The organism is Psychrobacter sp. I-STPA6b (assembly GCF_020662265.1).
Classification (GTDB): domain Bacteria; phylum Pseudomonadota; class Gammaproteobacteria; order Pseudomonadales; family Moraxellaceae; genus Psychrobacter.
Genome location: NZ_VEWM01000063.1, coordinates 114,128 through 140,219, shown reverse-complemented (window position 1 = coordinate 140,219; position 26,092 = coordinate 114,128). Strand labels below are relative to the sequence as shown.

The 26,092-nt window shown below is 39.2% G+C and carries 21 protein-coding genes; 10 read left to right on the top strand and 11 right to left on the bottom strand.

Annotated elements, in window-relative coordinates; translation table 11 throughout:
* The first annotated feature begins 341 nt into the window (after nucleotides 1-341).
* A complete protein-coding gene (locus tag FHK88_RS05865; RefSeq protein WP_227429810.1) occupies nucleotides 342-1,244 on the top strand; it encodes a DUF808 domain-containing protein in 903 nt (300 codons plus the stop codon).
* 181 nt (nucleotides 1,245-1,425) lie between these two features.
* Here the strand turns inward: FHK88_RS05865 and FHK88_RS05860 are convergent, their stop codons facing one another.
* Nucleotides 1,426-5,310, bottom strand: coding sequence for an Rne/Rng family ribonuclease (locus FHK88_RS05860; protein ID WP_227429809.1), 3,885 nt, complete (start codon nucleotides 5,308-5,310; stop codon nucleotides 1,426-1,428).
* A 1,189-nt stretch (nucleotides 5,311-6,499) separates the two neighbouring features.
* Between FHK88_RS05860 and FHK88_RS05855 the strand changes: the two genes are divergently transcribed.
* Together FHK88_RS05855 and FHK88_RS05850 are read left to right on the top strand one after the other, a co-directional pair.
* Nucleotides 6,500-7,492 (top strand): RluA family pseudouridine synthase, encoded by a 993-nt coding sequence (locus FHK88_RS05855; RefSeq protein ID WP_227429808.1) that lies wholly within the window; start codon nucleotides 6,500-6,502, stop codon nucleotides 7,490-7,492.
* A gap of 55 nt (nucleotides 7,493-7,547) precedes the next feature.
* Nucleotides 7,548-8,237 (top strand): HAD family hydrolase, encoded by a 690-nt coding sequence (locus tag FHK88_RS05850; protein WP_227429807.1) that lies wholly within the window; start codon nucleotides 7,548-7,550, stop codon nucleotides 8,235-8,237.
* Nucleotides 8,238-8,283: 46 nt separating this feature from the next.
* Here the strand turns inward: FHK88_RS05850 and yihA are convergent, their stop codons facing one another.
* Entirely contained in the window at nucleotides 8,284-8,922 is a 639-nt protein-coding gene (yihA, locus tag FHK88_RS05845) for a ribosome biogenesis GTP-binding protein YihA/YsxC (RefSeq protein WP_227429806.1), read from the bottom strand.
* A gap of 399 nt (nucleotides 8,923-9,321) precedes the next feature.
* Here yihA and FHK88_RS05840 point away from each other — a divergent pair, with 399 nt between their 5' ends.
* The 4 genes from FHK88_RS05840 (at nucleotide 9,322) to FHK88_RS05825 (ending at nucleotide 12,613) form a co-directional block, all read left to right on the top strand.
* Nucleotides 9,322-9,720 (top strand): c-type cytochrome, encoded by a 399-nt coding sequence (locus tag FHK88_RS05840; protein ID WP_264480624.1) that lies wholly within the window; start codon nucleotides 9,322-9,324, stop codon nucleotides 9,718-9,720.
* 360 nt (nucleotides 9,721-10,080) lie between these two features.
* Entirely contained in the window at nucleotides 10,081-10,746 is a 666-nt protein-coding gene (locus FHK88_RS05835; protein ID WP_227429805.1) for a c-type cytochrome, read from the top strand.
* Nucleotides 10,747-11,115: 369 nt separating this feature from the next.
* Nucleotides 11,116-12,219 (top strand): hypothetical protein, encoded by a 1,104-nt coding sequence (locus FHK88_RS05830; protein WP_227429804.1) that lies wholly within the window; start codon nucleotides 11,116-11,118, stop codon nucleotides 12,217-12,219.
* Between the two features lie 70 nt (nucleotides 12,220-12,289).
* Complete coding sequence (locus FHK88_RS05825; protein WP_227429803.1) at nucleotides 12,290-12,613, top strand: RnfH family protein; 324 nt, start codon at nucleotides 12,290-12,292, stop codon at nucleotides 12,611-12,613.
* A 54-nt stretch (nucleotides 12,614-12,667) separates the two neighbouring features.
* On the opposite strand, the gene FHK88_RS05820 is transcribed toward FHK88_RS05825, so the two are convergent.
* A complete protein-coding gene (locus FHK88_RS05820; protein ID WP_413680461.1) occupies nucleotides 12,668-13,054 on the bottom strand; it encodes an outer membrane protein assembly factor BamE in 387 nt (128 codons plus the stop codon).
* A gap of 167 nt (nucleotides 13,055-13,221) precedes the next feature.
* Here FHK88_RS05820 and fur point away from each other — a divergent pair, with 167 nt between their 5' ends.
* Nucleotides 13,222-13,653, top strand: a complete 432-nt coding sequence (gene fur, locus FHK88_RS05815; protein ID WP_227429802.1) for a ferric iron uptake transcriptional regulator — start codon at nucleotides 13,222-13,224, stop codon at nucleotides 13,651-13,653.
* Nucleotides 13,654-13,827: 174 nt separating this feature from the next.
* On the opposite strand, the gene FHK88_RS05810 is transcribed toward fur, so the two are convergent.
* On the bottom strand, nucleotides 13,828-14,979 hold the full coding sequence (locus FHK88_RS05810; RefSeq protein WP_227429801.1) for a PilT/PilU family type 4a pilus ATPase: 1,152 nt from the start codon (nucleotides 14,977-14,979) through the stop codon (nucleotides 13,828-13,830).
* A gap of 101 nt (nucleotides 14,980-15,080) precedes the next feature.
* Nucleotides 15,081-16,136, bottom strand: coding sequence for a type IV pilus twitching motility protein PilT (locus FHK88_RS05805; protein ID WP_227429800.1), 1,056 nt, complete (start codon nucleotides 16,134-16,136; stop codon nucleotides 15,081-15,083).
* 338 nt (nucleotides 16,137-16,474) lie between these two features.
* Between FHK88_RS05805 and FHK88_RS05800 the strand changes: the two genes are divergently transcribed.
* Nucleotides 16,475-17,200 (top strand): YggS family pyridoxal phosphate-dependent enzyme, encoded by a 726-nt coding sequence (locus FHK88_RS05800; RefSeq protein ID WP_227429799.1) that lies wholly within the window; start codon nucleotides 16,475-16,477, stop codon nucleotides 17,198-17,200.
* A 125-nt stretch (nucleotides 17,201-17,325) separates the two neighbouring features.
* Here FHK88_RS05800 and FHK88_RS05795 read toward each other — a convergent pair whose 3' ends face one another.
* The 6 genes from FHK88_RS05795 to FHK88_RS05770 all read right to left on the bottom strand — a co-directional run bounded on the left by FHK88_RS05795 (nucleotide 17,326) and on the right by FHK88_RS05770 (nucleotide 25,066).
* Complete coding sequence (locus FHK88_RS05795; RefSeq protein WP_227429798.1) at nucleotides 17,326-18,975, bottom strand: NAD+ synthase; 1,650 nt, start codon at nucleotides 18,973-18,975, stop codon at nucleotides 17,326-17,328.
* Nucleotides 18,976-19,945: 970 nt separating this feature from the next.
* Nucleotides 19,946-20,452 carry an HdeD family acid-resistance protein gene (locus FHK88_RS05790; protein ID WP_227429797.1) on the bottom strand — a complete coding sequence of 169 codons (507 nt, stop codon included), beginning with the start codon at nucleotides 20,450-20,452 and terminating at the stop codon, nucleotides 19,946-19,948.
* 395 nt (nucleotides 20,453-20,847) lie between these two features.
* Nucleotides 20,848-21,651 carry an ABC transporter ATP-binding protein gene (locus FHK88_RS05785; protein ID WP_227429796.1) on the bottom strand — a complete coding sequence of 268 codons (804 nt, stop codon included), beginning with the start codon at nucleotides 21,649-21,651 and terminating at the stop codon, nucleotides 20,848-20,850.
* Nucleotides 21,652-21,949: 298 nt separating this feature from the next.
* A complete protein-coding gene (locus tag FHK88_RS05780) occupies nucleotides 21,950-22,942 on the bottom strand; it encodes a FecCD family ABC transporter permease (protein ID WP_227429795.1) in 993 nt (330 codons plus the stop codon).
* A gap of 186 nt (nucleotides 22,943-23,128) precedes the next feature.
* Entirely contained in the window at nucleotides 23,129-23,935 is an 807-nt protein-coding gene (locus tag FHK88_RS05775) for a heme/hemin ABC transporter substrate-binding protein (RefSeq protein WP_227429794.1), read from the bottom strand.
* Between the two features lie 15 nt (nucleotides 23,936-23,950).
* Nucleotides 23,951-25,066, bottom strand: a complete 1,116-nt coding sequence (locus FHK88_RS05770; protein ID WP_227429793.1) for a ChuX/HutX family heme-like substrate-binding protein — start codon at nucleotides 25,064-25,066, stop codon at nucleotides 23,951-23,953.
* A gap of 448 nt (nucleotides 25,067-25,514) precedes the next feature.
* On the opposite strand from FHK88_RS05770, the gene FHK88_RS05765 reads away from it, so the two are divergent.
* Nucleotides 25,515-26,042, top strand: coding sequence for a PepSY domain-containing protein (locus tag FHK88_RS05765; RefSeq protein WP_227429792.1), 528 nt, complete (start codon nucleotides 25,515-25,517; stop codon nucleotides 26,040-26,042).
* Nucleotides 26,043-26,092: the final 50 nt, after the last annotated feature.

Genomic DNA, 26,092 nt, shown 5'->3' with positions numbered 1-26,092 from the left:
TCAAAAGTCTTTTTAGAGTGTGACATCAAAAGATATGTGATAAGTGGTCTTAATTTATTGAGCCTAACCATAACCATGCTATATATCATACAAGACTTGATAATCTGATTGCTTATTTTAATGTTATTTAATTTTTCATGGTGTGAGCAATACTAAAGATTCTGATTTAAGTATATGATAAAGGTCATTGATTAATAATCCTACCTATCATGGATAAGCAGGCGGACCTTAATTATCCTATGATGTATATTATTTTTTAGTTTCAGATATTTGTATTATCTTGGAAGTGACTATATTAATATATTGTTCATATTTTTTTATGATTGACCTGAGGAGGTCTTATGGCAGGTGTTAGCCTATTAGCATTACTTGATGATATTAGTCTAATTTTGGATGATGTCTCTGTTATGACCAAGGTGGCTGCCAAAAAAACGGCTGGCGTGCTGGGTGATGATTTAGCACTTAATGCTGAGCAGGTAACGGGAGTAAAACCTAATCGTGAGTTGCCAGTAGTCTGGGCAGTGGCAAAAGGGTCGTTTGTTAATAAGTTAATTTTAGTGCCTGTGGCTTTGCTTATTAGTAGTATTGAGCCACGGTTAGTCACACCACTACTGATGATAGGTGGCTTGTATCTCTGCTATGAAGGGGCAGAGAAAGTTATTCATAAGTTCTGGCCTCATTTGTTGCCTCATGATGCAGAGCATGAAGCTCGGCGGGAAGCAAATATGGATGAAAATATAGATTTGGTTGCTTATGAAAAGCAGAAAATTAAAGGTGCGATTCGTACTGATTTTATTTTATCTGCAGAAATTATTGTGATTACTCTTGGTGCAACTGTTGGGGCAACGTTATTAACCAAAGCATTGGTGTTGAGTATTGTTGCTGTTGCAATTACCATTGGTGTTTATGGTTTGGTTGCTGGTATTGTCAAAATTGATGATGTAGGATTACATTTGTTGCAAAAACCTGACGCTGGAAAACAAAAAATTGGTAAGTTTTTGTTAGCGGCAGCACCAAAGCTGATGAAGTTTTTATCCATTGCAGGTACTGTTGCCATGTTCTTAGTTGGTGGTGGTATTTTGGTTCATGGTATTGGTTATTTACATCATGCTGTAGAAGATATTGCACATTTAACGGGTGTTTTTTCAGGTGTATCAACGGCTGTGTTAAATGGTGTGATTGGTTTTGTGGTTGGTGCGGTGTTACTATTTATTATAACCATGATACAAAAAGCACGTGCTTAATGTTTTGTTGATTATTGATAATCAATAAAAGCCCCTTTCTATATATAGAAAGGGGCTTTTTGATTGATATGATTAATCTTAAATAAAGCCACTACAGATGTAGAAAGTCCACACTTTTTCCTTATGCTCTGATAGTGGTTTTATCTTGAGGCAACGATAGTAGATACCATCAGATATCAGACTATTTTTTGTCCTCTATCTTTTTATCCTCAGTCTTTTTGTCTTCTGCTTTGCTTTTTTGTCGCTCAGCTTGAGTTGGCTTTTTATGCTCGGTTTTCGGCTTACGTGTCCGAGACTTTGGTACTTTACTGCCTGCTTTGGGTGTGACTTTTGCAGGTGTTAAGTTAAATAGTCCTGTTTGTGATAGCAGTTGCTCTGAAACAGTCTCAATCATGCTTTTGTAGCTTTCAACACTGGTTTTGCCAGCTTCTGCTTTGGCTTCATTTTGAGCGTCGCTGTTTGCATTATTCTCTGCTGGACTATCGTCTTCCACTTCAGACTCAGTATGAGATATTTCTGATATTTTCTCTTGTACTACCTCTGTAGAAGCTTCAGCTTTATCTGAGTTGTTATCAATATCAGAAATATCTGAGGCGGTCACTTCATTCTGTACTGATGATATATCAGCATGATGTAGCATTTGCTCACTTTCCTTTTCGACGGCTTGAGCCTGAGATTCTGATGCCAGTGCATTAGCAAAGTGCTTTTCTACATCTGCTCTGTTACTGTGTTGTTGTAGAGCCTGTAAAAATGCAGTTTCAGTTTTTCCAGCTTCAAGCAGTGTTTCACCATGCTGAGCTAGGATACGCAAGATATATTTTCCAACAGTTTCTGCTGGTAAAAAGTCTGCTTGTGCATTTGTGTGGCTAGACTCATTTGAACTGGGCTGTGTCGGCTGAACCTCATGAGCAGGTGTTGTTGCGACATAGTCAGGATGCTGACCACGAGGGTCATTACTGGCTCTTTGACCAATAACAGAGGGCTGTGCTTCAGTCTTGCCTTGTGCTGTAGCAAACTGTGCGACTGCGGCTGTCATTTTTTCAAACTGGCTTAAATAGTCGTCAGCCAGTGGTTGATAGCCATAGTTGCTAAAGCTTTGCTCTACATCATTTGCGTTATCAGCTGGGTTTTGACTTGCTGTTTGTCGCTGTTGTAATGCAGATAAGAAGCAAGCAATCACGCCTTGCTCTGCTAATAGCTGTTGTGCCTGAGGTAGGTAGGTGTGGATAAACTCACCAACACTGCCTGAGATGGCCGCTAGGCTGCTACTGGTAGATGCAACAACCACTTGTTTTTGTTGTTGCGCTCTGACGACACGAGGGTCATTACTGGCTTTGCCATATTGTTTGGCGGCTGCATAGCGCTCTGCAAATAGCTGCTCAACATCATAGTATGATGTATGGTCAGTATCTTCTTCTGGATGAGATAGCTCAGTTTTTGGTTCTATTGTTGCAGCCATATCATCAGATGTAGAAGCATCATTCTGTTTGCTTACGTTAGGTGCATCTTCAATAGTGCTTGAGTCATTACTGTCTGTATTAACACTACTGATATCTGAAGCAGTATTTTTTAATTTATCAGTCGTATCATTGGTATGAGCTGATTCAGAGCTGGCCTTTTGCTCTACTTCTTCTATTGCAGTTGTATGAGCCTGCGCTTTTTGCTCAGTCTTTTTCGCTTTGTTTGCCGTTTCATCTAATGATAAATGCACAACTTCAGGTTCTTTTAGTGATAGAGGCGATGCGCTAACCCTTAGATTGATTTCATTTGGGTTTAAGGCATTTTTTTCTATATTTTCTACAGATGTATTTGCTGCCTTTTGCTCAGGTTTGTTGGAGTGAGCATCTGCTTTGTGCTGTGGTTGCTTGTGATTACTTGCAGTTAAAGTCTCTGAGCGTTCAATTGCACCTCGTGACTCACGTCTGCTATGTGAGCTGCGTTTTGGCAAGTCGTTTTGCTCAGTTGAGACCTGATGACCATTATCTTTATCTTGTGTCTCAGTGCGTTTATTATCTTGACGGTTGTCTTTTGTATTAGCACCATCAGTACGCTCATCTCTGCGAGAGCCTCTTGATTTTGTTTTGCTGTGTTTTGATTTTACATTATGACGAGATTTACGTTGACGCTTATTTGTTTCATCTTTTTCTTTTGGTTGCTGTGTCGTTTCAGGCTCTACTTGTGCGCCACTGTAAGCAGGTTGGGTTTGTGATGCAATAGGCGCTTCTGCCACTTGCCCAAAGATACCGCGACTTTTTGCCCCAGTATTAACAATAGATTCAATTGCTTGAGCAGCATCTTGACTACTGATATGGTCTGTTGGTTTTGCTTCTGGAGAAGGTGCAAAAAGGTTAGATAGCCATGCAACAGCAGCAGGTTTTGTTTCAGTAACTGCATTGTTTGTACTTGCCATGCTTGGTGTTGTGACACCTGTTGTTTTTACAGTTGTCTGTGATTTGGGAGTATTGGCAAGGCTGGCATGAGGTTGTCTGACAGGTTGTTGCTCGGGGCGTTCTGTTTCGGCGGTTTGCCAGTTGACATCATAACCTAGGTCACTGGTTTCTTGTTGCTGAGCATCGCTGATACGCTCATAACTAGAAGGCGCAAAGCCATCGCGGTTAAAGAGCAGTTTAAATTGTGGTGATTCTAAATGTGCATGTGGCAAGATGGTAATACGAGTACCGCTATCTTGCTCTAGATAGACTAGGCTGTCACGTTTTTCATTTAGTAAAAAGGCAGCGATATCGGTTGGTACTTCTGCTTGTACTTCCCCTTGGCGTTCTTTTAAAGCAATTTGCTCAATTTGACGCATGATAGATAAAGAAAGCGAGCGTAGGTCACGAATCATGCCGTTACCATGACAGCGAGGGCAAATGTAGCCTGTTGATTCTTCTAACGATGGGCGTAAGCGCTGACGGCTCATTTCCATCAAGCCAAATTTAGAAATTGTACCAAACTGGACACGCGCACGGTCATATTTAGTTGCTTCAACCAGACGTTTTTCAACATCTCGCTGATGCTTGCTATCATTCATGTCAATAAAGTCAATAACAATCAGACCACCCATATCACGTAGACGAAGCTGACGGGCAATCTCATCAGCAGCTTCAAGGTTGGTATGATAGGCTGTCTCGGCGACATCTGAGCCTTTGGTTGATTTGGCAGAGTTGATATCAATGGATACCAAGGCTTCCGTTTGGTCAATCACAATAGAGCCACCAGAGGGTAGGCGTACTTCACGCTGATAGGCGGTTTCGATTTGTTTTTCGATGCCAAAGTTTGCAAACATTGGCTCATAATCTGTATATTTGCGCAGTTTATCTATCTGTCTAGGCATGACCGCTTTGATAAAATTGGCTGCCTCAGTATAGGCATTTTCATTATCAATCCAGATTTCACCAATATCATCACGCAGGTAGTCACGTACAGCACGCGTAACCACACCTGCTTCTTGATGGACAAGGCGTGGTGAAGGGTATTTTTTATTCTGTTCCTGAATGGCACTCCAGATGTTCAACAGATGGTTGAGGTCATGTTGTAGTTCCTCTTGAGTCTTGCCAATACCTGCTGTACGGATTATGACACTCATGCCCTTGGGTAGGTCAAGGTTACTGAGCATACGTTTCATATCTTCACGTAATTTACCAGAGATTTGGCGAGAGATACCACCGCCACGAGGGTTGTTTGGCATCAGAACCAAGTAGCGACCAGCCAGTGAAACATAGGTTGATAGTGCCGCACCTTTGTTGCCTCGCTCTTCTTTTTCGACTTGGACAATCAGCTCATCACCTTCTTTGATGAGTTTCTTGATATTTTCATCACGAGGATTACCAGAGAGATATTCATTGGCAATTTCACGAATGGGTAAAAAGCCTTGACGTTGTGAGCCATATTCTACAAAGACAGCCTCAAGAGATGGCTCGACACGGGTGACATGTCCTTTATAGATGTTTGCTTTTTTCTGCTCACGGGTACGGTTTTCTAGGTCAAAATCGTATAGATGATTGCCTTTGCACAAGGCAACACGAATTTCTTCGTTGTGGGTAGCGTTGATAAGAATACGTTTCATGGTGTGTCCTGTCTATTTTAGAGCACACGCCATAGTATGATGCAAAGATATCGCTATATTGAATAGATGGGCAGTAGCAAGTATTGGAAGCACAAAGTTGTGATGTATGCTAAGTCTAAATAGAGGCTGTCAAAAGTATAACGTGTTTTTACATTAAGTTATGTGATATGACGGCATATTAGTGCATATGCAAATGAATGTAACACACCCTATCTTGTAAAAGTTTGTCTATCAAGTGTCATGTCTGATATTGATAAAGGATTTTGATAAATGTATCCACTTTTACAATATTGGAGCAGTTATGTTTTATCTATCGACGGTATCATTACAGGGTCACTCAATGTTGCCAGTGGCAGTTGTGAGTTTTGTTTGTATTGATGTACTTGTCGATGGACAACATTCATTCTATTTTTTGTCATTTATAAACCTTGCTGTCTACATAATAAAAGTATGGGCGTATTGTATTGCTGTGAGCGGTTTGCTCAAATCATCGTTTGGACAAATATCTGCCAGACTTTTATATGTTGGAATGTTTCTATGTACTCATAATGGTGCTTAAAGTATTTAAATGCCTAAATAAGATGATAGAAACAATGCAATATTTTTAAATGTGTTAGTTTGATGGGTAATGACCCAAGCAAAACTGACATCACAAATTAGTGTCAAATCATGATAGTCATCAAGATAGTGTTGCACAATAAAAGCAGTGTGTGCAGTGGCGGGGCGTACTTGGCAAACGAATAAATATTCAGTAAGTTGTGAATAAGGTATATTTTGTCAATGTCGTCAAGATAAATTCGTTTGACCGCCATTCATTATCTTATGGATACAGTCATGTGACTTGCTCAACATCTGCTAACCAAAACATATTCATGCTTTTTCTTTTATGACTGACTCAAAAGTTGCCATAAATACTTATTGTAAGTAAGTATCGGGCAGTAAGTTGCTGAGTCCTGTCTAATAAAATACTGATGGTCGTGCGTTGAGTTAAGTAATTCATACCATAATATCTCATCATAGTTGTAAGCTTGATAAGGGTTTATGGTAGTAAATAAAAAAGTTTATGGGTTGAGCTAACATAAGTAGAGAGATATTATGCAAAAGGCATAATATGAGTGTATCTACTCTCATGATAGGTACCTCAACGTGGTAAACTATAGCAAATCTTTTGCCAAACACCTAATTAAATATGACAAATGCAGAAATAAAGCCCATAAAGACTTCTTCAAAGCACCGTCCACAAAGCGCTGATGATGATATTGCAAATTTTCAACAAGTGAACTATTTGCAGGTGACGCGCAACCAACATGATCAGCGTATTGATAATTTCCTCTTAGCGCGTCTAAAAGGACTACCAAAATCTCATGTTTATAAGCTTATCCGCTCTGATGAGGTAAGGATTAACAATAAACGTTGTAAGCCTCACGATAAGCTATCTCGTGGTGATGTTGTACGGATTGCCCCTATTACTTTGGCAACTCGAGAAAAGCCTATTATTAGTGATGCGTTTGCACAAAGTTTGCTTCAACGAATCGTATATGAAGATGAGGGACTATTGGTCATTGATAAGCCATCGGGTATGGCTGTGCATGGTGGTAGTGGGGTAGATTTTGGCGTGATAGAGGCAATGCGTGAAAGTACAGGTAAAAAATATCTGGAGCTGGTACATCGCATTGATAAAGATACTTCAGGCTTATTGATGATAGCCAAAAAGCGCTCAACTCTAAAGGTTTTGCAACAGCATTTGCGGGATAAAACCATCCAAAAATCATATCTTTGTCTCAGTCAAGGACAGCCTGTGTTAAATAGTCAGCAAATTGATGCACCGTTGCTTCGTTATACACTGGCAAATGGGGAACGGCGAGTAAAAGTTGATGAGCGTGATGAGCAAGCCAAACCCAGTCAGACAAATATTGAGGTCTTACAACGGTTTAGCTTAGCTGGTCAATCTGTAAGTCTAATACAGGCTTCACCATTAACAGGGCGAACCCATCAGATACGTGTGCATTTAGCACATATTGGACATCCAATCTTGGGTGATGATAAATATAATCCACATGATAAATCTACTGTTAGGCGTTTATGTTTGCACGCATGGCAACTACAAATCCCTGATTATCCAGTGATTAAAGCAGAGTTACCAGAAGATATACAAGCATTGTTGCCAGATGATGCAGAATAAACAGCGTACCAATATCGTTTTGAATTGACCATAGAAAATAGAGTGTGATGCCATAATGATAAAAACTTCGACTGAACAAACACATGATTTAAGCCAGAAGTCGCTAATCATTTTTGATTGGGACGGTACGCTAATGGATTCTATTGGTTTAATTGTTAAATCAATGCACATTGCTGGTGAAGCCAATGGCTTTAGTAGCAGTGATGAAGCGATAAAAGACATCATTGGCTTGAGTCTGATTAAAGGTATTGAGATTTTGTATCCACAAGCCAATAGTGAAGAGCATCAAAAGATTGTCCAAAGTTATGCAGATTACTACATTGCTAACAGTGCCAGCAGTCCATTTTTTACAGGAATTGAAGATATGTTGGCACAACTAAAAGCTCAAGGTAAACAGCTTGCAGTGGCAACAGGGAAAAAACGGGTAGGGCTACAGCGCGTATTAGATGATAGTGGTAGTGAGCATTATTTTGTGATGACACGCTGTGCAGACGAGTCTGGCTCTAAACCTGACCCACAAATGTTGAAAGATATTTTAGCAACAACAGGACATGAAGTTAGTGATGCGGTATTTATTGGTGATAGTGTACATGATTTACAAATGGCGAATGCTTTAGGCATGACTGCCATTGCTGTCAATTATGGTGCAGGGCAGGCGCAAGTATTGACACAAGAACATCCAACCTACCAAGTCGATACACCTGAGCAGTTAGCGCAGTTATTGTTACAGCCGTCACAATCATAACTTATGTATCATTACTGTTTATGGTTTATATAAGTTAGCTAGCTGGTTAAAACTCTAACCAGCCACCCATGACTTCTGCCAATTCATCAATGCCTTCTTTTTTCAATGCAGAAAATAATTGGATACTGCAAGGAAGCTGTAATTTATCTAATTGTTTTTTTGTTTTGAGCAATGTATTTTTGGCAGCACCATATTTAAGTTTATCTGCCTTTGTCAGTAACACATGTACGGGTAACTCTCCATCTTTTGCCCAGTGTAGCATCTGCTCATCAAAAAATTTGAGTGGATGGCGAATATCTGTTAGCAGTACCAATCCAGTCAGGCTTTGCCGAGAGACTAGGTATTCCTCTAGCTCAACTTGCCATTCTTTTTTCATCTCTAAAGGAACAGCAGCATAACCATAACCGGGTAAATCAACCAAGCGGGTATCATCAGCACCAATACGAAAAAAGTTAATCATTTGTGTGCGCCCAGGTGTTTTTGAAGACCGTGCAAGTTGACGCTGATTGGTTAGTGCATTGATAGCAGAAGACTTCCCTGCATTTGAGCGCCCTGCAAAGGCCACTTCATAACCAGCATCGTCAGGGCATAAACGAAAAGTTGGTGCAGAGAGCATAAATTCCGTTTGTTGCAAGCGCTGGCGTGCTGACAGTGAGGTATTAGAAGCAGAGAGTTGTTCAGTCATGAGGTGTCTCAGTAGATAAAGGGTTTTACTGTTTTAATGGTGGATGTTGTTTATTAGCAACAAATTCTATTATAACAATCTTTTGGGTTTGCTTTTGACTAAATTATGAAGATGTAATCGTAGTTGACTTCTTATAAAGTTTATAAGGTGAGTGAGTTAGTGGGGTTGTAGTGTAGTTAAGTAAAACTTATACAGATATTTCATTGAAATTTTTTAAATATACATCATAATAGAGTTAGGTGAATATCCGTACACTAACTTACAATCTAACTTATTAATACTCTAAATGATTAATACATAGTCAGGTTGTAAAAAAGTGGGTTTATACCACAAGGTAGCAATAGTGCTTATTGTAACTTGTGTGATGATAAAGCCGGATAAAGATAAGGAATACCTACTATGATGACCAACTCATTGCGTCACTGTACATTATGGCAGAAGATGGCTCAGGCAACTTCTTCCAAAATGACAATGATGAAGCCAAAACCACTAGCCACTTTGAGTATATTTTTATTATTAACCATAGGTATGGTTGGTAATAGTCAAGCAGCAAATGATATTGCCACTATTTATGCAGATAGCTGTGCGACATGCCATGACACAGGTGCGCTTAATGCACCAAAAACAGGTGATGTTGCTGTCTGGAAGCGTCTTGAAGACAAAAAAGGTATGGCAGGACTGGTAAATTCAGTGAAAAATGGTATGACTCAGATGCCAGCAGGTGGGCTATGTAGTGATTGTTCAGACCAGCAGTATCAACAACTGATTGAATATATGATGAAACCGAAAGCACAATAGGTAACTGAATAGACAACTGAGTCACAATTTTAAAAATTACTGAAAACCCTGCTGTTTACAGGGTTTTTCTAGTAAATGGTAAAAATTACATCAGATAGAGAACGCATCGGTAAATAGATGAGTAGCTATTTTTACCCAACTGTTGCTATAATAACGGTTAAATAAAACCTCATTCATAGTAGGTACTTCACTCTCAAGTGGCAGCACCAAAGATGATAAACAGTCATTTTGTTATTTAGCTTGTTATATAACAAGGTGGTTTATCGTAGTATGACCTTGCATTAGTTTGTCATATCCGTGTGTTATTGCGCTTGTTTATAGTGGATAAGTACCTACCTCTCGTTAGTAGGATTCGTATCGATGAAAAAGTTGCTCGCTGCCACCAGCTTGTTTATTGCCAGTTTCAGCGCCCATGCGGTCATCATTGTCCCTGAATATGACGTTAATGCCGGTCAGGCAACAGCCGAGCAAGTCTGTGCAGCCTGTCATGGTCTCAACGGCGTAAGCGTAGTCCCTACTCAGCCAAATTTAGGTGGACAAAATGTCCGATATCTATATAAACAGCTTATGGACTTTAGAACGGGTCGTCGTCATAACGGTATCATGGAAGCTCAGGTAGCCGGACTGTCTCAACAAGACATTGCAAATGTGGCTGGATATTATTCTGAACAAGCACCTTGGGGTGTGACATATGGTAACCCCGCAACCACACAAGCAGCAACCAAGCTGTTCTTGGGTGGAGACAGTACACGAGGTGTCATCCCTTGTTCTGGTTGTCATGGACCAAAAGCAGGTGGTAATGCTTATGCTGCTTTCCCACGTTTGGGTGGACAACATGCTGAATATATTGGTATTCAGCTAAAAATGTTCCGTGCTGCAGGTCGTGAGGATGATGTCACAAAAGACCAGACTCGTACCAATGATTCTGAAAAAGAAGGTCAAAAAGGTATGATGCAGACAGTTGCATCGAAACTATCAGATAATGATATCAAGATACTATCTGAATATTTAAGTGCTGTGCATTAATAGAGCATATGGTTTTGTATGACTTAGCATCTTTTGTATCAAGTATAAGCAATATATAGTTCGTTTATATTGATAATAGTGAAGTTTAATAAATTGCCAGTATTTGAGTGAGAGACACTTTTTACTGTGTATGGATGTGATATGGGTCATATAAGCTGTTATATCTATAATGCTGACTGTTAATATATTTATAATATAATGATATTAATGACAAGAACCCCGTTTTCGGGGTTTTTTGTCGTTATCTACTTTTTTCTTGATAGTTATTTATGCCATTATAATGGGATATATTTTATCTACCATTCAATATAATTTTATATATAGGAATATATAAAATAAATTTTGCCTAATCGCTATTTGGATATCTCTATGCGAACATTTGCTCCCCTATTAGTTGCTGCTATTTTGCCATTATTACTATTTCATTGGTTTGTCCCCAGTCCATCTGGACAGATTGATTTTTGGATATTATGGCTACTTGCAATGGTAGTGGTTGGTCTACCTGTAATATTTGCAGAAGTTGGGCTGGCATATCGTAGTCATCAGTCTCCTTTTTCTGGGATGCAGAAGTTAACGCGTGAGGCAGATGCTAGCCCGATGTGGCGTGGATTTTCTTGGTTATCTGTTTGGTTGTCAGTATTGATTGCCTCATTAAGTATCGTCTCTTTAAGTCAAGATTTGTTGGCCAGCACTGAGCTGATGGGGTTACAGATTAATGTGCCTGCTTTTGCATTGGCAGTGGGTCTTGTTGTAATTGTAACGCTATTAAGTTTGTTAGCTGAGCAATTATTATTACTAGGACTGGTTTGTATTATTGCTGCTTTACTATGGGCGGGCATTAGCACTGGTACAGATGGTCTAATCCCACCTTTTACAATGACAGAAACGAACTTAAATGAGTGGGCAAGTGCAGTGATGATGGCACTGGTGAGTGTGGGTGCAGGTACTGGTCTGTATTGGTTCTCTAAAGGTCGTGAGCAAGAGTTGTCAGTGGCTCAAGATACTAAAAACAGCATACAGTATATCGCCAGTAAAGCAGTATTTCCGATATGGGTAACTCAGCTAATCATTGGTATCTTTGCTTTGATAATGAGTAATGTGGTATTGCCTCCTATTGCCTTATTTATTTATGGTATTGGGGTAGTGATACTTTCAGGATATGTTATCCACTATGCCAGTTCACAGTTGGCAGTGAAGTTTGGACGTTGGATTGGTTTGCTGATCAGCTTTATTATTACCAGTATTATGGTGGCAGTAGGTCCCCAGTCTTTGTTACTGACGCTATTGGTCATTAGTAGCTTTATAGCGGTATTAATTTTGGCGATATTCTCTGGTTGGCAGATGAAAATCAGTCATATGCGCAAGTCATTAAACTTCTCTTCAGAGGCTACATATAACCTATGGCGAGTAGCCATACGTTTGGTTGTTCCATTATTGGTGATATTAGGCTTTGTGGGTTGGTTTTTGCGTTAGGTGAGGAGTCATATAGCCGTGACTATGGTTATATTATGGTAAGCTATTTTGTATGAAAAGGATGGTGGATATGGGTAGTGCTATGATTGCCATAAGTATGGCGTATGCACCATCTGCCAGTGAGCAGTGGTATCATGAAATGCAAGTGCCACAAGGAACAACAGTTTATAGTGCGTTGCAGATGGCAGGGTGGTTGGATAAGGACGAGGCACTATCTGTATGGTGTCAGCAGAACTATGGTCAACCTATTATTCATAAAGACTGGCGAGTAGGTGTTTGCTCACAGAAGCAACCCTTAGATTATCAGTTGGATGCTGATGATCGTTTAGAGGTGTATCGTCCTTTAAGTGTTGATCCAATGCGTAAACGCAAAAAAAGGGCAACTTCTGTATAAATATCTATAGAGTTAAGAATTTTACAGTAAAAGTGCCCTTTTGCTCTGATATACTTAGTGACTAGGTAGACTTTCAAGTCCCTGAATTTGAATTACACGACCTGTGTTATCAAAGAAGATGCTAAGATGTTGTGATGCACCCTGAATGGCTTTTTTGCCTTCACGCTTGCCATAAGTACCAGGTGTGTAGTCATACAAATAGTCCCAGCGGTTTGGTGCTAGGGTATCACGCATAGCAGGACTACCTAGTAGATATAATACTTGATCTTGACTCATACCAATTTGCACTTTTTGTGCTTGAGGTTGGGTGATTGGTGTTCCTTGTGGTAAGTCAATTTTATATACACCAAACATTGAACAGCCCGATAATAACAAAACGGATGTTAATGAGGCGGCAGATAATAATCGACGACCAGTAATGAGAGAAGTTTTTTTGGTCATATGGTGTGTAGAAGTATTCATATATTCACTCATCAACTTGATAATAGAAAATTTCAATCACTAAATGATACGTTATTTACTTGCAATTGCCTACCACTTACGACATTATTTACTAAAAATATTTGTAGCAATAACAATTTATTCATTGATAGACGAGAAGGACGATTATGGGTTTTACTAATCAAGATTTACGCAAAGCAGGCTTGAAAGTCACATTGCCACGTATCAAAATTTTAGAGTTGTTAGAAAATGCTGAGAATCATCATATGAGCGCCGAAGAGGTATATAAGGCACTGATAGAGCAAGGTGAAGATGTTGGTCTAGCGACTGTATATCGTGTGCTAACTCAGTTTGAGCAGGCAGGTATTGTAGAGCGTCATAACTTTGAAAACAATTTGTCAGTTTTTGAGATTATGCAAGAGCAACATCATGATCATTTAGTTTGTGATGTCTGTGGTAAGATTGTTGAGTTTCACAATGAGGTTATTGAGGCGGAACAAAAGAAAGTTGCTGCTGATTATGGCTTTAAGCTGTCCGGTCACTCTTTAGTGTTGTATGGAGTGTGTGATGATAAAGAGTGTCAGGATACGGTTCAATAAAAGTAAATACTCCCCCGTATTTGCATTATTTATAGATGAATTAACTGGTGTATTCGCTGGTTTTGATTCAGACTGTTATTGATATGGTGTCACCCCGTCTTTATTTTCTATTATGAGTTACAGTGTCAAATAGAGATATAGAGACGGGGTGATTATTTCTGTATCTTTGTTATGTTATCTTAAGCGGTTACCTTGATTTTCCTCAGGTTGGATGTCTAATGATAATCCAGCAATGTCATCATCCATATTTTTACCAGCATTTTTACCATGTAGTTTAATTTGTAATCGCAGGTCATTGGGTGAGTCGGCATGTTTGATGGCATCTTGATAAGTAATCTCTCCAGCTTCATACAAGTCAAATAATGCCTGATCAAATGTTTGCATACCAATATCGCGAGAACGGGTCATTACAGGCTTGATTTCGTGTATCTCACCCTTGCGAATATAGTCACCAATTAACTGTGTGTTTAACAAAATCTCAATAGCTGCGCGACGACCTTTACCGTCAGGCGTTGGAATCAGCTGCTGAGCAATGATGGCACGCAGGTTTAGCGATAAGTCCATAAATAGTTGACTATGACGGTCTGATTCAAAGAAGTGAATGATACGGTCAATGGCTTGGTTAGCATTGTTCGCATGTAGTGTGGCAAAGACTAAGTGACCTGTTTCAGCATACTGGATAGCATAGCTCATTACTTCACGGTTACGAATCTCACCAATCAATATCACATCAGGCGCTTGACGTAAGGTGTTTTTTAAGCCAGCTTCAAACGATAGAGTATCAATACCGACTTCTCGCTGAGTAATAATACAACCTCGATGCTCATGGACATATTCAATGGGGTCTTCAATGGTAATGATATGTCCACGTGAGTTGGCATTGCGGTGACCAATCATAGCTGCAAGGGTCGTAGATTTACCTGTACCAGTTGCACCGACCAGCAAAATAATGCCACGTTTTTTCATTGCAAGTTCGGTTAGGATTGGAGGCAGTCTTAATTGATCAGCAGTTGGAATATTTGTTTCAATTTTACGCAATACCATGCCAGCTTGATCTCGTTGGATAAAGGCACTGACCCGAAAGCGTGCCGTTTTGTTTTTATCAGAGATGGCAAACTGACACTCATTTGTTTCAGCAAATTCTTGTTTTTGACTTTCAGTCATGATACTGGTGACCAGTGCCATACATTGTTTACCAGTCAATGGTGTCTTACCGATGGGATGAATTTGCCCATTCACTTTGATTGAAGGAGGGACATCTGCTGTAATAAAAAGGTCAGAGCCATTTTGCTTGACCATCAGTTGTAATAATTTATCAAATTCCATAAGGTTATTCGCTGTTATGAGTGATATATCAGTTATATGTCAAGTTAAGAATCTTTTGGTTTTGCTTTTATTTATTCAGATAGTTATTAAGTTATCTAATCTTAGAAGAAGGCTTCGGGTTGTTTTGCATAAGGACGAGCGACTTCTTTGGTAATTGTGCCATTAGCAACTAGGTTTTTTAAAGTTTGATCCAGTGTAATCATACCTTCTCCAGCACTGGTTTGAATGGCTGAGTACATCTGTGCAATTTTATTTTCACGAATAAGGTTGCGAATTGCTGGTGTGCCCAACATAATTTCATGAGCGGCAACACGTCCACCAGCCTTACGTTTTAGCAGGGTTTGTGAGACAACGGCCTGTAAAGACTCTGATAACATCGCACGAATCATATCTTTTTCTGCTGCTGGGAAAACATCAATCACACGGTCAATGGTTTTTGCAGCTGAGCTGGTGTGTAGCGTACCAAAAACTAAGTGCCCTGTCTCTGCGGCTGTTAGTGCCAGACGAATCGTCTCCAAGTCACGTAGCTCACCTACAAGAATAACGTCAGGGTCTTCACGGAGTGCAGAGCGTAGTGCAGCATCGAAGCTGAGTGTATCTCGATGTACTTCGCGCTGGTTAATTAAGCTGTTCTTGGACTGATGTACAAACTCAATCGGGTCTTCAATGGTTAGGATATGTTCTTTACGGGTATCATTAATATAGTCAATCATGGCAGCTAGTGAGGTGGATTTACCCGAACCTGTTGGTCCAGTAACCAGTACCACACCACGCTTAAAGCTGGAGATTTTTCTAAATACATCCCCCATACCAAGATCTTCCATGCTTAATACTTTTGATGGAATGGTTCGGAAAACAGCACCAGCACCACGGTTTTGGTTAAAGGCGTTTACACGAAAGCGTGCTAATTGTGGAATTTCAAATGAAAAGTCAGTTTCTAAAAATTCCTCAAAGTCAGCACGTTGTTTATCATTCATGATGTCATAAATGAGCCCATGAACGGTTTGGTGATCCATAACAGGCATATTCACCTTAATCATCTCACCATCGACACGGATTACAGCAGGCATGCCAGCAGAGATATGTAAATCTGATGCTTTATGTTTATGGGCAAAACGTAGTAAGTCTTCAATGCTTAGATTGCTTTTAGCAGACATATTTTTTTCCTAGTAAAAGGTGAATTAAGTCAATTATCAATATTTTTATTCAAAATTTGTTATGGTTTATTGTGCCATATATCTATTATGCTGAGTATGGAAGCAACTGATATACGTCAGGTTATTCTGTTCACTAGTCGTAATATCAGTTTAATATAAACTTAGCTTTTTATTTTGAATAAAAAATACTCTATTTTTCTAACTGTTATAGACTTTGATACATAGTCTAGCATTGTTATCATTATAATGAGTCCTATTATTTTAGCATAGCTTATAATGATAGAATCATATTAACCGTAACCTCTTATAATAGTGTCAATAGAAGGTAAAGTGTCACCATGTTACAGTCATCACAATCACTAGTACAAGAAAAGCTAACTTTAGTAGAACAACAGGCGTTGCAACAACGCTGGCAGGCAGTATTAGAGCAGGTGAGTCGGGCTGCTAAAGGTCAATCTCAACAAGTGACTCTATTGGCAGTATCTAAAACCAAACCAGCCTCAATGGTTCAAGCATTGGCTGAGGCAGGACAGGTTGATTTTGGTGAAAATTATTTGCAAGAAGCATTAGATAAAATCCAAGTGCTAAAATCTCAGCAACCGTCTATCATTTGGCACTATATTGGACATATCCAGCGTAATAAAACCCGTGATATTGCTGAAAACTTTGCGTGGGTGCATACCATTGAGCGAGAGATTATTGCTAAACGTTTAAATAATCAACGTCCTGAAAATTTACCTGCGTTAAATGTGTTAATACAAGTGAATATTGACCTAGAAGAGAGTAAATCAGGCTGTTTACCAGAAGATGTAGAGGCACTGGTATGTGCGATTAAAGATTATCCAAAGCTGTGTTTACGTGGATTAATGATTATTCCTGCAAAAGAGGATACACAGGCATTTGCCAGAACACAGGCATTATTTAATACAATAAAAAGTAAATATCCAGAGCTAACAGCATGGGATACATTAAGTATGGGAATGAGTGGTGATATGGTAGATGCGATTACTCATGGTTCAACCATGGTGCGGGTAGGGACAGCCATTTTTGGTGCTAGAAACTAGAAAGTAGGTGTGAGTGCGTACTACTTGATAATATGAGGATAAAGCGGTTTATAAATTACAATGCCTATGATGGTTAACCATCATAGGCATTGTTGTATGTTACATATAAAGTGTGGTGTAAGCGTTTAGTTATCTTGAATTGACCATTTATTAACCAATGGATAACGGCGCTCACGACCAAAGGCTTTATGGCTGATTTTTGTACCTATGGCAGCTTGACGGCGTTTGTATTCACTGTTATCCACCATCGTAATAACTTTCGCAACGAGTGCCTCAGGGAATCCTTTGGCAACAATCTCATTGAAACCTAAGTCTTCATCAATGTAGTGTTTTAATAGAGTGTCTAAAGTATCATAGTCAGGTAGACTGTCTTGGTCTTTTTGGTCAGGACGTAGCTCAGCAGATGGTGGACGTGTAATAACACGCTCTGGAATTACATCTGTGTCTTCAAGACGGTTACGGTAGTTTGCTAGTGCATATACTTGGGTTTTATAAACATCTTTTAGCACATCAAAGCCACCGGCCATATCACCATATAAAGTGGCATAGCCAACTGCCATTTCTGATTTATTACCTGTGGTAATGACTAAATGTCCAAACTTATTAGACAGTGCCATCAGTACCATACCACGTGCCCGTGCTTGGATATTCTCTTCGGTGGTATCTGCTTTTGACTTACTAAATAATGGTGCTAGAGTCATACGCATACCATCGACGGCATCATGAATAGGGCAGACTGTATAGGATACATTGAGTCGACGTGCTTGAGCTTGAGCGTCTTCCAAGCTGATTTGTGAGGTGTACTCATAAGGCATCATGACAGCATAGACTTTATCTGAGCCGAGGGCATCAACAGCAATACATAGTGATAGGGCTGAGTCAATGCCACCTGATAGACCAATAATAACGCCCTCAAATCCAGAATTATTGACATAGTCACGCAAGCCAACAACCAGTGCTTGGTACATTTCTGACTCTGGACTAAGTGATAGGGGGGGCTTGGGTTGAGTATCAAACTGTGCAGTTTTGATATCAAATGTTGCCATCATTAGGTGATTTAAAAAGCGTGGGGCTTCATGTGCGATGTCACCATTCGCTTGTATAACCAGTGAGCCACCATCAAAGACTAAATCGTCTTGTCCACCAACACTGTTTACATAAACAATGGGAGTATTATTAGTGGTGGCACGCTCTTTTAATATGGCTTTTCTAATCTCTTGTTTACCCAGTTCAAATGGTGAAGAGTTTATGGTAAGGATTAAATCTGCCCCTTGCTCTTTAAGGGCTTTGACTGGCTCTGGTTGCCATAAGTCTTCACATATTAGTAATCCAATCGTGATACCTTGGTAATCGAATAAGACTTGGTTACGACCTTTATCAAAGTAGCGACGCTCATCAAAGACACCGTAGTTTGGTAAATATTGCTTATGGTAGAACCCTTTTTGTTGCCCATTATGCAAGATGGCTGCAGAGTTAAAAGTGCCATGATAGTCAACATGGGGATAGCCCACAATGATAACGATATCTTTGATGTCACTAAGTTTGCTAAGAGCCGACTTAACACGTTCTGCTAAGTTAGGGCGTAGCAATAAGTCTTCAGGTGGGTAGCCAAGAAGTGCTAACTCTGGGAATAAGACAATGTCTGCCCCCGCATCTCGTGCTTGAGTTGCCAAAGAGTGCATTTTTTTAACATTACCTGCAATATCTCCAACTAAGTAGTTGGATTGAGCAAGCGCAAGTTTTAGCTTAGCTTGGTCATTATTATCATGAGACATTATAACTTTCCTATGGTTTTTTACATAATAGCTTGTTTGACTGATGACTGGCTAGATTTAAGCAAACTACAATGATATTAGTGATAAGGTGAAATATATAGTAAAATCAATTGTTTACTATAAAATTAATAAACATCTCTATATGTATATAAACATATAGAATATAGATTCTGTATAAAAATCATACAACTTAATGCAAGCTAGTGAAAATTTCTCTTTATATCGTTACCTGTTATCTAAGTTATTTTAAATAAGAAGTTGTTACTTTAGATAGGTAAGATAGCAGGTTGCATATTATATTTTACTCATAAATATCTAAGTTATAAGAATGAGAAGAAACATAGTATAACATCAAAATTTGTATTAGATGTGTCTGTACTAGATAACGATAATGTTACCAATACCATAACATTTTTTAGCATATATTCTGTACTAAAACTATTAATTTGCTGATAATTTGTTATAAAGGCAGGATAATGTGATAAATCTGCATGATAAATGGTATGAATTTGACATGAGTTATGTTTTATTAAGCTTAGATGTAAATAATATATCTAAGATTCTAGTAGGCTCTGTTGAATACTCACTCCGTTTAGTCAGTATTTAGAAGGAGTATAGTGATATTTTACCTTTGTGTAAAAATTAACTAAATTTTCCTTCTGATGGTAATAGGGTCTGTTGAACATTCACCCCGTTAATCTAGTATTTTCAAGGGATACAGTTATTTTTTTACTTTTGTGTAAAAATTGGCTAAATTTGCCTTATTCTACGTTAATGAACTGGTTAATATCCCGATATTACCTGCGTTCATTGCCTTGACTAAGGCAAATTTCCCTCAATTTTTTCTACAAAGATGAATGTTCAACAGACCCTAAACAGTGCGTTAATTTTTACTTCAAAAATGACTGTTCAATAGACCCATCAACAAAACGCACTCAAGGTGCGTTTTTTAATGGTTGTAGATTATGTATTAGGCTGTCTGATTGCGTGAGAACATTAGAAGAGTGAGACCATTTGAGATAAGCTCAACAGCGAGCAGAATACCTAAAATAAAGGTAGCTGACTGGGGAAAATTAGTAAATATCATCACTGCTAATATGATAGAGATGATGCCAGAAAATAACATTGGGGCAAATGCTGGTGTGTTACGCAAGCTAAATGCCACAAAGCTCTTGATACTACCTGTTAGGATAAATAAGAAAGCAATAACTAACGTGAGAGCTAAGATGCCTTTTAATGGTTCTTGTAATAGCTCCAATCCAATCAATGTACTGACAGCACCACCAAGTCCAGTAAAGATGCGTGCACTGGTGCTACTGACTTGAAAAATTGTGAAAAGTTGTAAAATACCGACAAATAGAAAAATCCAGCCAGCAATTTGCTCGGCTGCTAATGAGGCACTGAGAGGGTTAAAGAGTGCAAATGTACCACCAAGGATACTAATAATACCAATAATTACCCATAATGTACGATTCATAGTTATTCCTTGTTTTATGTGAATCTGTATTTGTTATCTATAATTCAGGGATTTTAAGTCAAAATAGTGTAATACAAGGCAAACTTAGGGAAAAATAGTTATTCTATTTGAACCAAAATTTAATGCAGTAGTATGTGTATTTATTCTAATAAAAAATCATCACTATAGACTATTAATACAGATGTTTAGTGAGACAAAGTTTGTGGATTATTGTTTATGAGCTTATATGCTCTTAGTTTTGTTTTTTAGTTAATATAATGATTATATGTTAATAGATTACAATATTTATTTATAGAAATACAGTGATATTTTTAGACATTTATCGTATATGTATTAGTTTTAGGATTAGGTTAAGTGTTTATCTAGACAGATGATAGGTCTGATATGTGTAGTTACTAGACAAATACGACACCATCCTCTGTCTGGTGGACTTTAATGTCAACATGATAGACGGTACTAAGCTGTGAGCTGGTCATGATGGTTTCGGGTGCTCCTTGTGCGACTACTTTGCCTTGATTGAGTAACACCACTTCATCTGTATAACGATGAGCTTGAGTTAAGTCATGTAAGACAACAATGATGCTTTTGTTTTGCTGATGTACGAGTTGGTGTAGGTAGTTTAATAGAAAACGTTGATGTCGAATATCTAAGTGGTTACAAGGCTCATCAAACATTAATATATTTGTGTTTTGCATTAATGCTCGTACAACGGCAAGACGTTGTTTTTCACCACCTGATAGTGTTTGAATACGGGAAGTTGTCAGGTGTGTCAATTCAAAGTCATGTAAAAGTTGCTGTGCTTGCTGCACATGATTGGCTTTTGGACGTTGATACCATGCTAGCATGGGAGATGTGCCAAGTAGGGCATAGTCTAAGACAGTCAGTGGTAGTTCAAAACGCTCATGTTGCCCAACCCAGCCAATTTTTCCTTGTTTGACCAGTGTTTGTATTGGTTCGCCATTTGCACTGATGTTACCTTGAGTGGTTAAACTGCCTGTATGTTGGTCTAGGATGCTGTGTAGTAAGGTACTTTTACCCGCACCGTTAGGACCGATAAAGGCAATCAATTTATTTTTTGGCAGTTGCAGATGCTCAATGTCTAATAGAACTTTATCCCGATGGGCAATATGGATATTTTTTAGCACTAGCCAAGTGTCATTTTGAGTTTGTGTGCTGTTTGGGTGGGTTATTTGTTCCATTAGGCATCCTCTACTATGATTTAGTAAGGTTATGAAAATCTCAGGTCTATTAGGGTCTGTTGAACATTCACCCCGTTAATCTAGTATTTTCAAGGGATACAGTTGTTTTTTTACTTTTGTGTAAAAATTGGCTAAATTTGCCTTATTCTGCGTTAATGAACTGGTTAATATCCCGATATTACCTGCGTTCATTGCCTTGACTAAGGCAAATTTCCCTCAATTTTTTCTACAAAGATGAATGTTCAACAGACCCTAATTTTTATATTATCTCAATCTAAGGTGTTTATATTAGCTGCTGCTATCGGCGGGTACTTTGGATAAATAACCAAATAAAGAATGGACCACCAAGCATCGCTAAAACAATACCAACAGGAATATCAACAGGATAGGCAACATGACGGGCAGCACTATCGACAATTAATAGCAAAATAGCCCCTAGCCACCCTGACCATATCATTAGGCGCATTCGTCCACCACCAAATAATAGTGCCAGTAAGTTTGGTACCATCATACCAATAAAGCCAATCACCCCTGCTAAGGATACCGCCGCACCAGTCAGCAGGGCAGAGGCAATGACCACAAAAGTCCGCACAACACCAACCTTGATACCCAATGAGCGTGCGCTGGTTTCGCCTAACATCAATCCGTCTAGTTGCCGACCTAGTGGCAAGATAATTAGTAGCCCTAGTACAATAGAAGCAATGGCATAACGTAAAGGCACTAAACCAGCCTCTGCCATGCTACCCGATAGCCAGTTGGTCGCACTGCGTAAAACAATATCATCAGATAAAAATAACATCAGGCTGACCACCGCAGCACAAAAAGCACTGATGACAAAACCTAAAATTAGTAGTCCCATCTGCCCACCTCCAAGCAGACGATGACAGGCTAGGATAAATAAACATACGCTAACGCTACCAATAAAGGCAGCAAGGGGAACGCCGATTCCTGTGATATTAAGAGACAGCACAATCACTACGCCAAGAGCAGCGCCTCCAGATGTTCCTATCAAACTGGGGTCGGCTAAAGGGTTTTCAAAAAGTGCTTGTAGAGCAGCACCACTGACAGATAGCGCCATGCCAACCAGTAATGCAGTGACGACTCGAGGATAGCGCAACTCCCAGATAATATCTTCTAGGTGTAATGGATTGTTCCATTCGCCAAAGCCAATCCCTAGACTAATCCATATTGTTAACACTGATAGTATAGTAGCAATGATATAAAGCATCACTTTTTTGCTTAGTGATGTTGGTGAAGATGCTTTGGTGCGTTGTGGTGTGGATTGAGTCATGGACAATGGGTCTATAAATGGTCAGTTAAAAAGAAATAATGCACGTTATCATGACCTTGTATCGTCCAATCTTGTCACACTATGGTGTCTGTTATGTTAGAGACTGGTGCGATACAAGGTGAAAGCGAGTAAATTGCCATTGCCTGATAGCTATTGATGGTTGAGGTTAGCTATCAGTGCTTTAGGTTACCTTGCTAGGTTATGCAATCTTCTGACGGTTTGTGGAGAATCTAGCCCAAAACGGAGAAAGTCATTGGCTGACCAGTATTTAATATTGTTGTTGCGACCAGCAGGGGTAGCAAGAACTTCAGGGCGATTGTTAATGTCTTGACGGTGGTGAGAGGCAATAATAATAATATCTGGTTTTGCTGCCAACCAGCCTTCACGCGTCAGAGGTTTGAGTCCAGAGACATTGGCAGCAGCATTGACGCCGCCTGCTCGACGAATTAGCTCATCTCCAACTGTACCGCGACCAGCAACAATGCGTCCATCATAACTGAGGATATAGCGTTTACCAGTGCGGGGTAGGGCAGTCATATCTTGTACCCACTTTGCTGAAAGACGGTTGGCTTGTGGTGCTTTACCAACCAGTTGTCCGACTTGCTTAATACTATTGGCAAAGCTACTGACATCTTCTCTTGGGGAGACATTAACCGCTTTTACATTTAGACCATTTAGGCGTTGATAGATACTTTGTGGTTGTACCATATAGCTACCCAATACAAGGTCGGGTCGGACAGCAATGACTGATTCAGCGGTGATGTGGCGGTGTATACCAACCGATGGAACATTGCGCAGTGCTGGGTTTGTATTGGTGGTATCTTTACCTACAATTTTATTGGTACTACCAAGAGCAACTAAGATATCAGCAACATCAGGACTCATGGCGACTATACGGTCGTAGGCATTGGCAACCATGCTAGAGAGTCCTAGTGTGATGGCTAAAAGGCTGGATTTTACGGTTTTGGTATTGATAAGCTTGTTTATAACCATGTTTGTATCCTATTTTTATTGCACATTTTGGCTGTTGTCTGATAGTTGAAATTGTGAGACTAACGATTGAGTGATTTCTTGCCAGATGGCTTGCTCAGGTTCACCTTCAATACGCTCTCCAAAGACGGTTAAAATACTGGTGCCATATTGGTCAAAACCTTCGATACAGGTGACAATACCATCTTTAGTGGGGCGTTTAACACACCAGACTTGTGCTAGGTCTTGGTCTTTTAGATGTAGGGTAAACTGAGTGTCTTTTTTATCTAAGATGTTATACCAGTCACCGATGCGTTTTAATTGATGCACTTGCCCTGTTTGTATTTGTACCATGCCTGTATTACCAACAAAAATCATGATAGAGCACTGCGCATCACGTGCCTGCTCAAATAGCGAGGCAAAGGCTTCTTTTTTTAGGGGTGTTGCCATGCCTTCTGGTGCTTGATAGTAGCTACTGGCACGGTCAATCTCTAGTTTTTTGAGTAAAAAATGGAACTGATGCACATCGGTCATTTGTTGCCATTGGCTTTGCAGTTCTTGGCGCTTTTCATCTTCTAGGGCTTTATATTGCCATGCTGTTGGTTTGGTCTTAGGCTCTAGCTCGATACTGTCTAGGCTCTGCACTTCTTGACATTGTTCAGCAATCATTTGTTGCCATTTATTGATATTTTCTGCACTAAGTTCCCGCAAAAAGACTTTATCAATTGCATGACCACTGCCGTCAAAAAACTGCACACTATAGGAAGGACGTTCAGCATTGCTGGTATCTGTCATGGCTATCATATGTTTCCATTGCCACATAAAAAATCGTAAGTCTAGCCCGCCAACATTGAGTGCCAGTCCCATTTTCTCTCCCAGCTTTAGATTGTGGTACAGTCCAGATTTTTCATGGACTGCCAGTGCATTTCTGACGATGCTTTCAACCACACCAAATTCTTCTAATTGCAAGAGCACTGCTTTACAGTCTGTTCCCATATATTGGCTATTGGGAGAGGCAAGTAGCAGTTCAAGTTCACTCACACCCAGAAGATTTGCACCTTCTGTGGGGAATAACATACGGTCATTGCCTTTTTTGTCTTGGTAGTTTTGCCAAAGAGGGGTATTTTTTTCTTGTAGAGATATTTTTTGACTCATGATAAATGACCTTATTGAAAATCACGTTGTTGAGTTTAGTTGGTTGTGTTTGGTTGAATATTAAGTTTGGAATGAAATTGATGTTGTCATTATACTTAGGCGTACACCAAAAGCAAATGATAATAGTTATCACTTTTTATGTATATTTACTTGTATTGTTTAGCTGTATTATGTAGTCATATTTGTTAAAGACTGTTCTTTGATTTTTTAAGTAAAGCTAGATTGTGTTGTCATAGACAGTCAACAATTTATTTGTATATTTGCCATATTTTTTGTCTCCATTCATTATTTAACTGTGATAATTTTATTTAAGTTGTAAAAATTAAAAAGTTGATTGGTTTTTTTTGCTGTTAATGTTGTATGATGTGCTTCCTTGATGCTTTAAAGGGATTTCCCTAATTGTCAGGGGTCAGTAATATACTTTTTTATCAGCATAAGGAAAGTTTTTATGAAAAAGTTATCAACTTTGGTTACTTCAGTTATCCTTGCATTTGGCTTGTCAGGTGTTGGCACAGTTGCTTCTGCTAAGAGTGCTGATGCTAATAAAGTGACAGCAGTGGTACAAAGTACGGTGACAATAGAGCAAGCGATTGCAGTTGCTCAGCAAAATTTTAATGGTGAGCTGTCAAGTATTGAGTTTGATTATGATGATACAACCCGTAAAGGTGTGTATGAGATTAAGCTTGTCTCTACGACAACTAAAATGGAGTTAAAAGTTGATGCAAATACAGGTAATGTATTAGAGCATAAGCAAGAGAGATTAGATAGAGATGATAAAGTAAAATATGACCGTCTAAAACAATCTACTATTAGCTTATCTGATGCCATAAAGCGTGCTAAGCAAAGAGGGCATGTTATTGAAGCAGAGTTTGATATCGAAAATGGTCAGGCAGTTTATGAGATTGAGGTTCTGCAAGGGCAACAAAAACGTAAAGTTGTTATCAATACCATGACAGGACAGTTTATTCGCAACTAATCAGAGTTATTGATTAACCACACTGACTAAACCCACAGTATCTATTATCA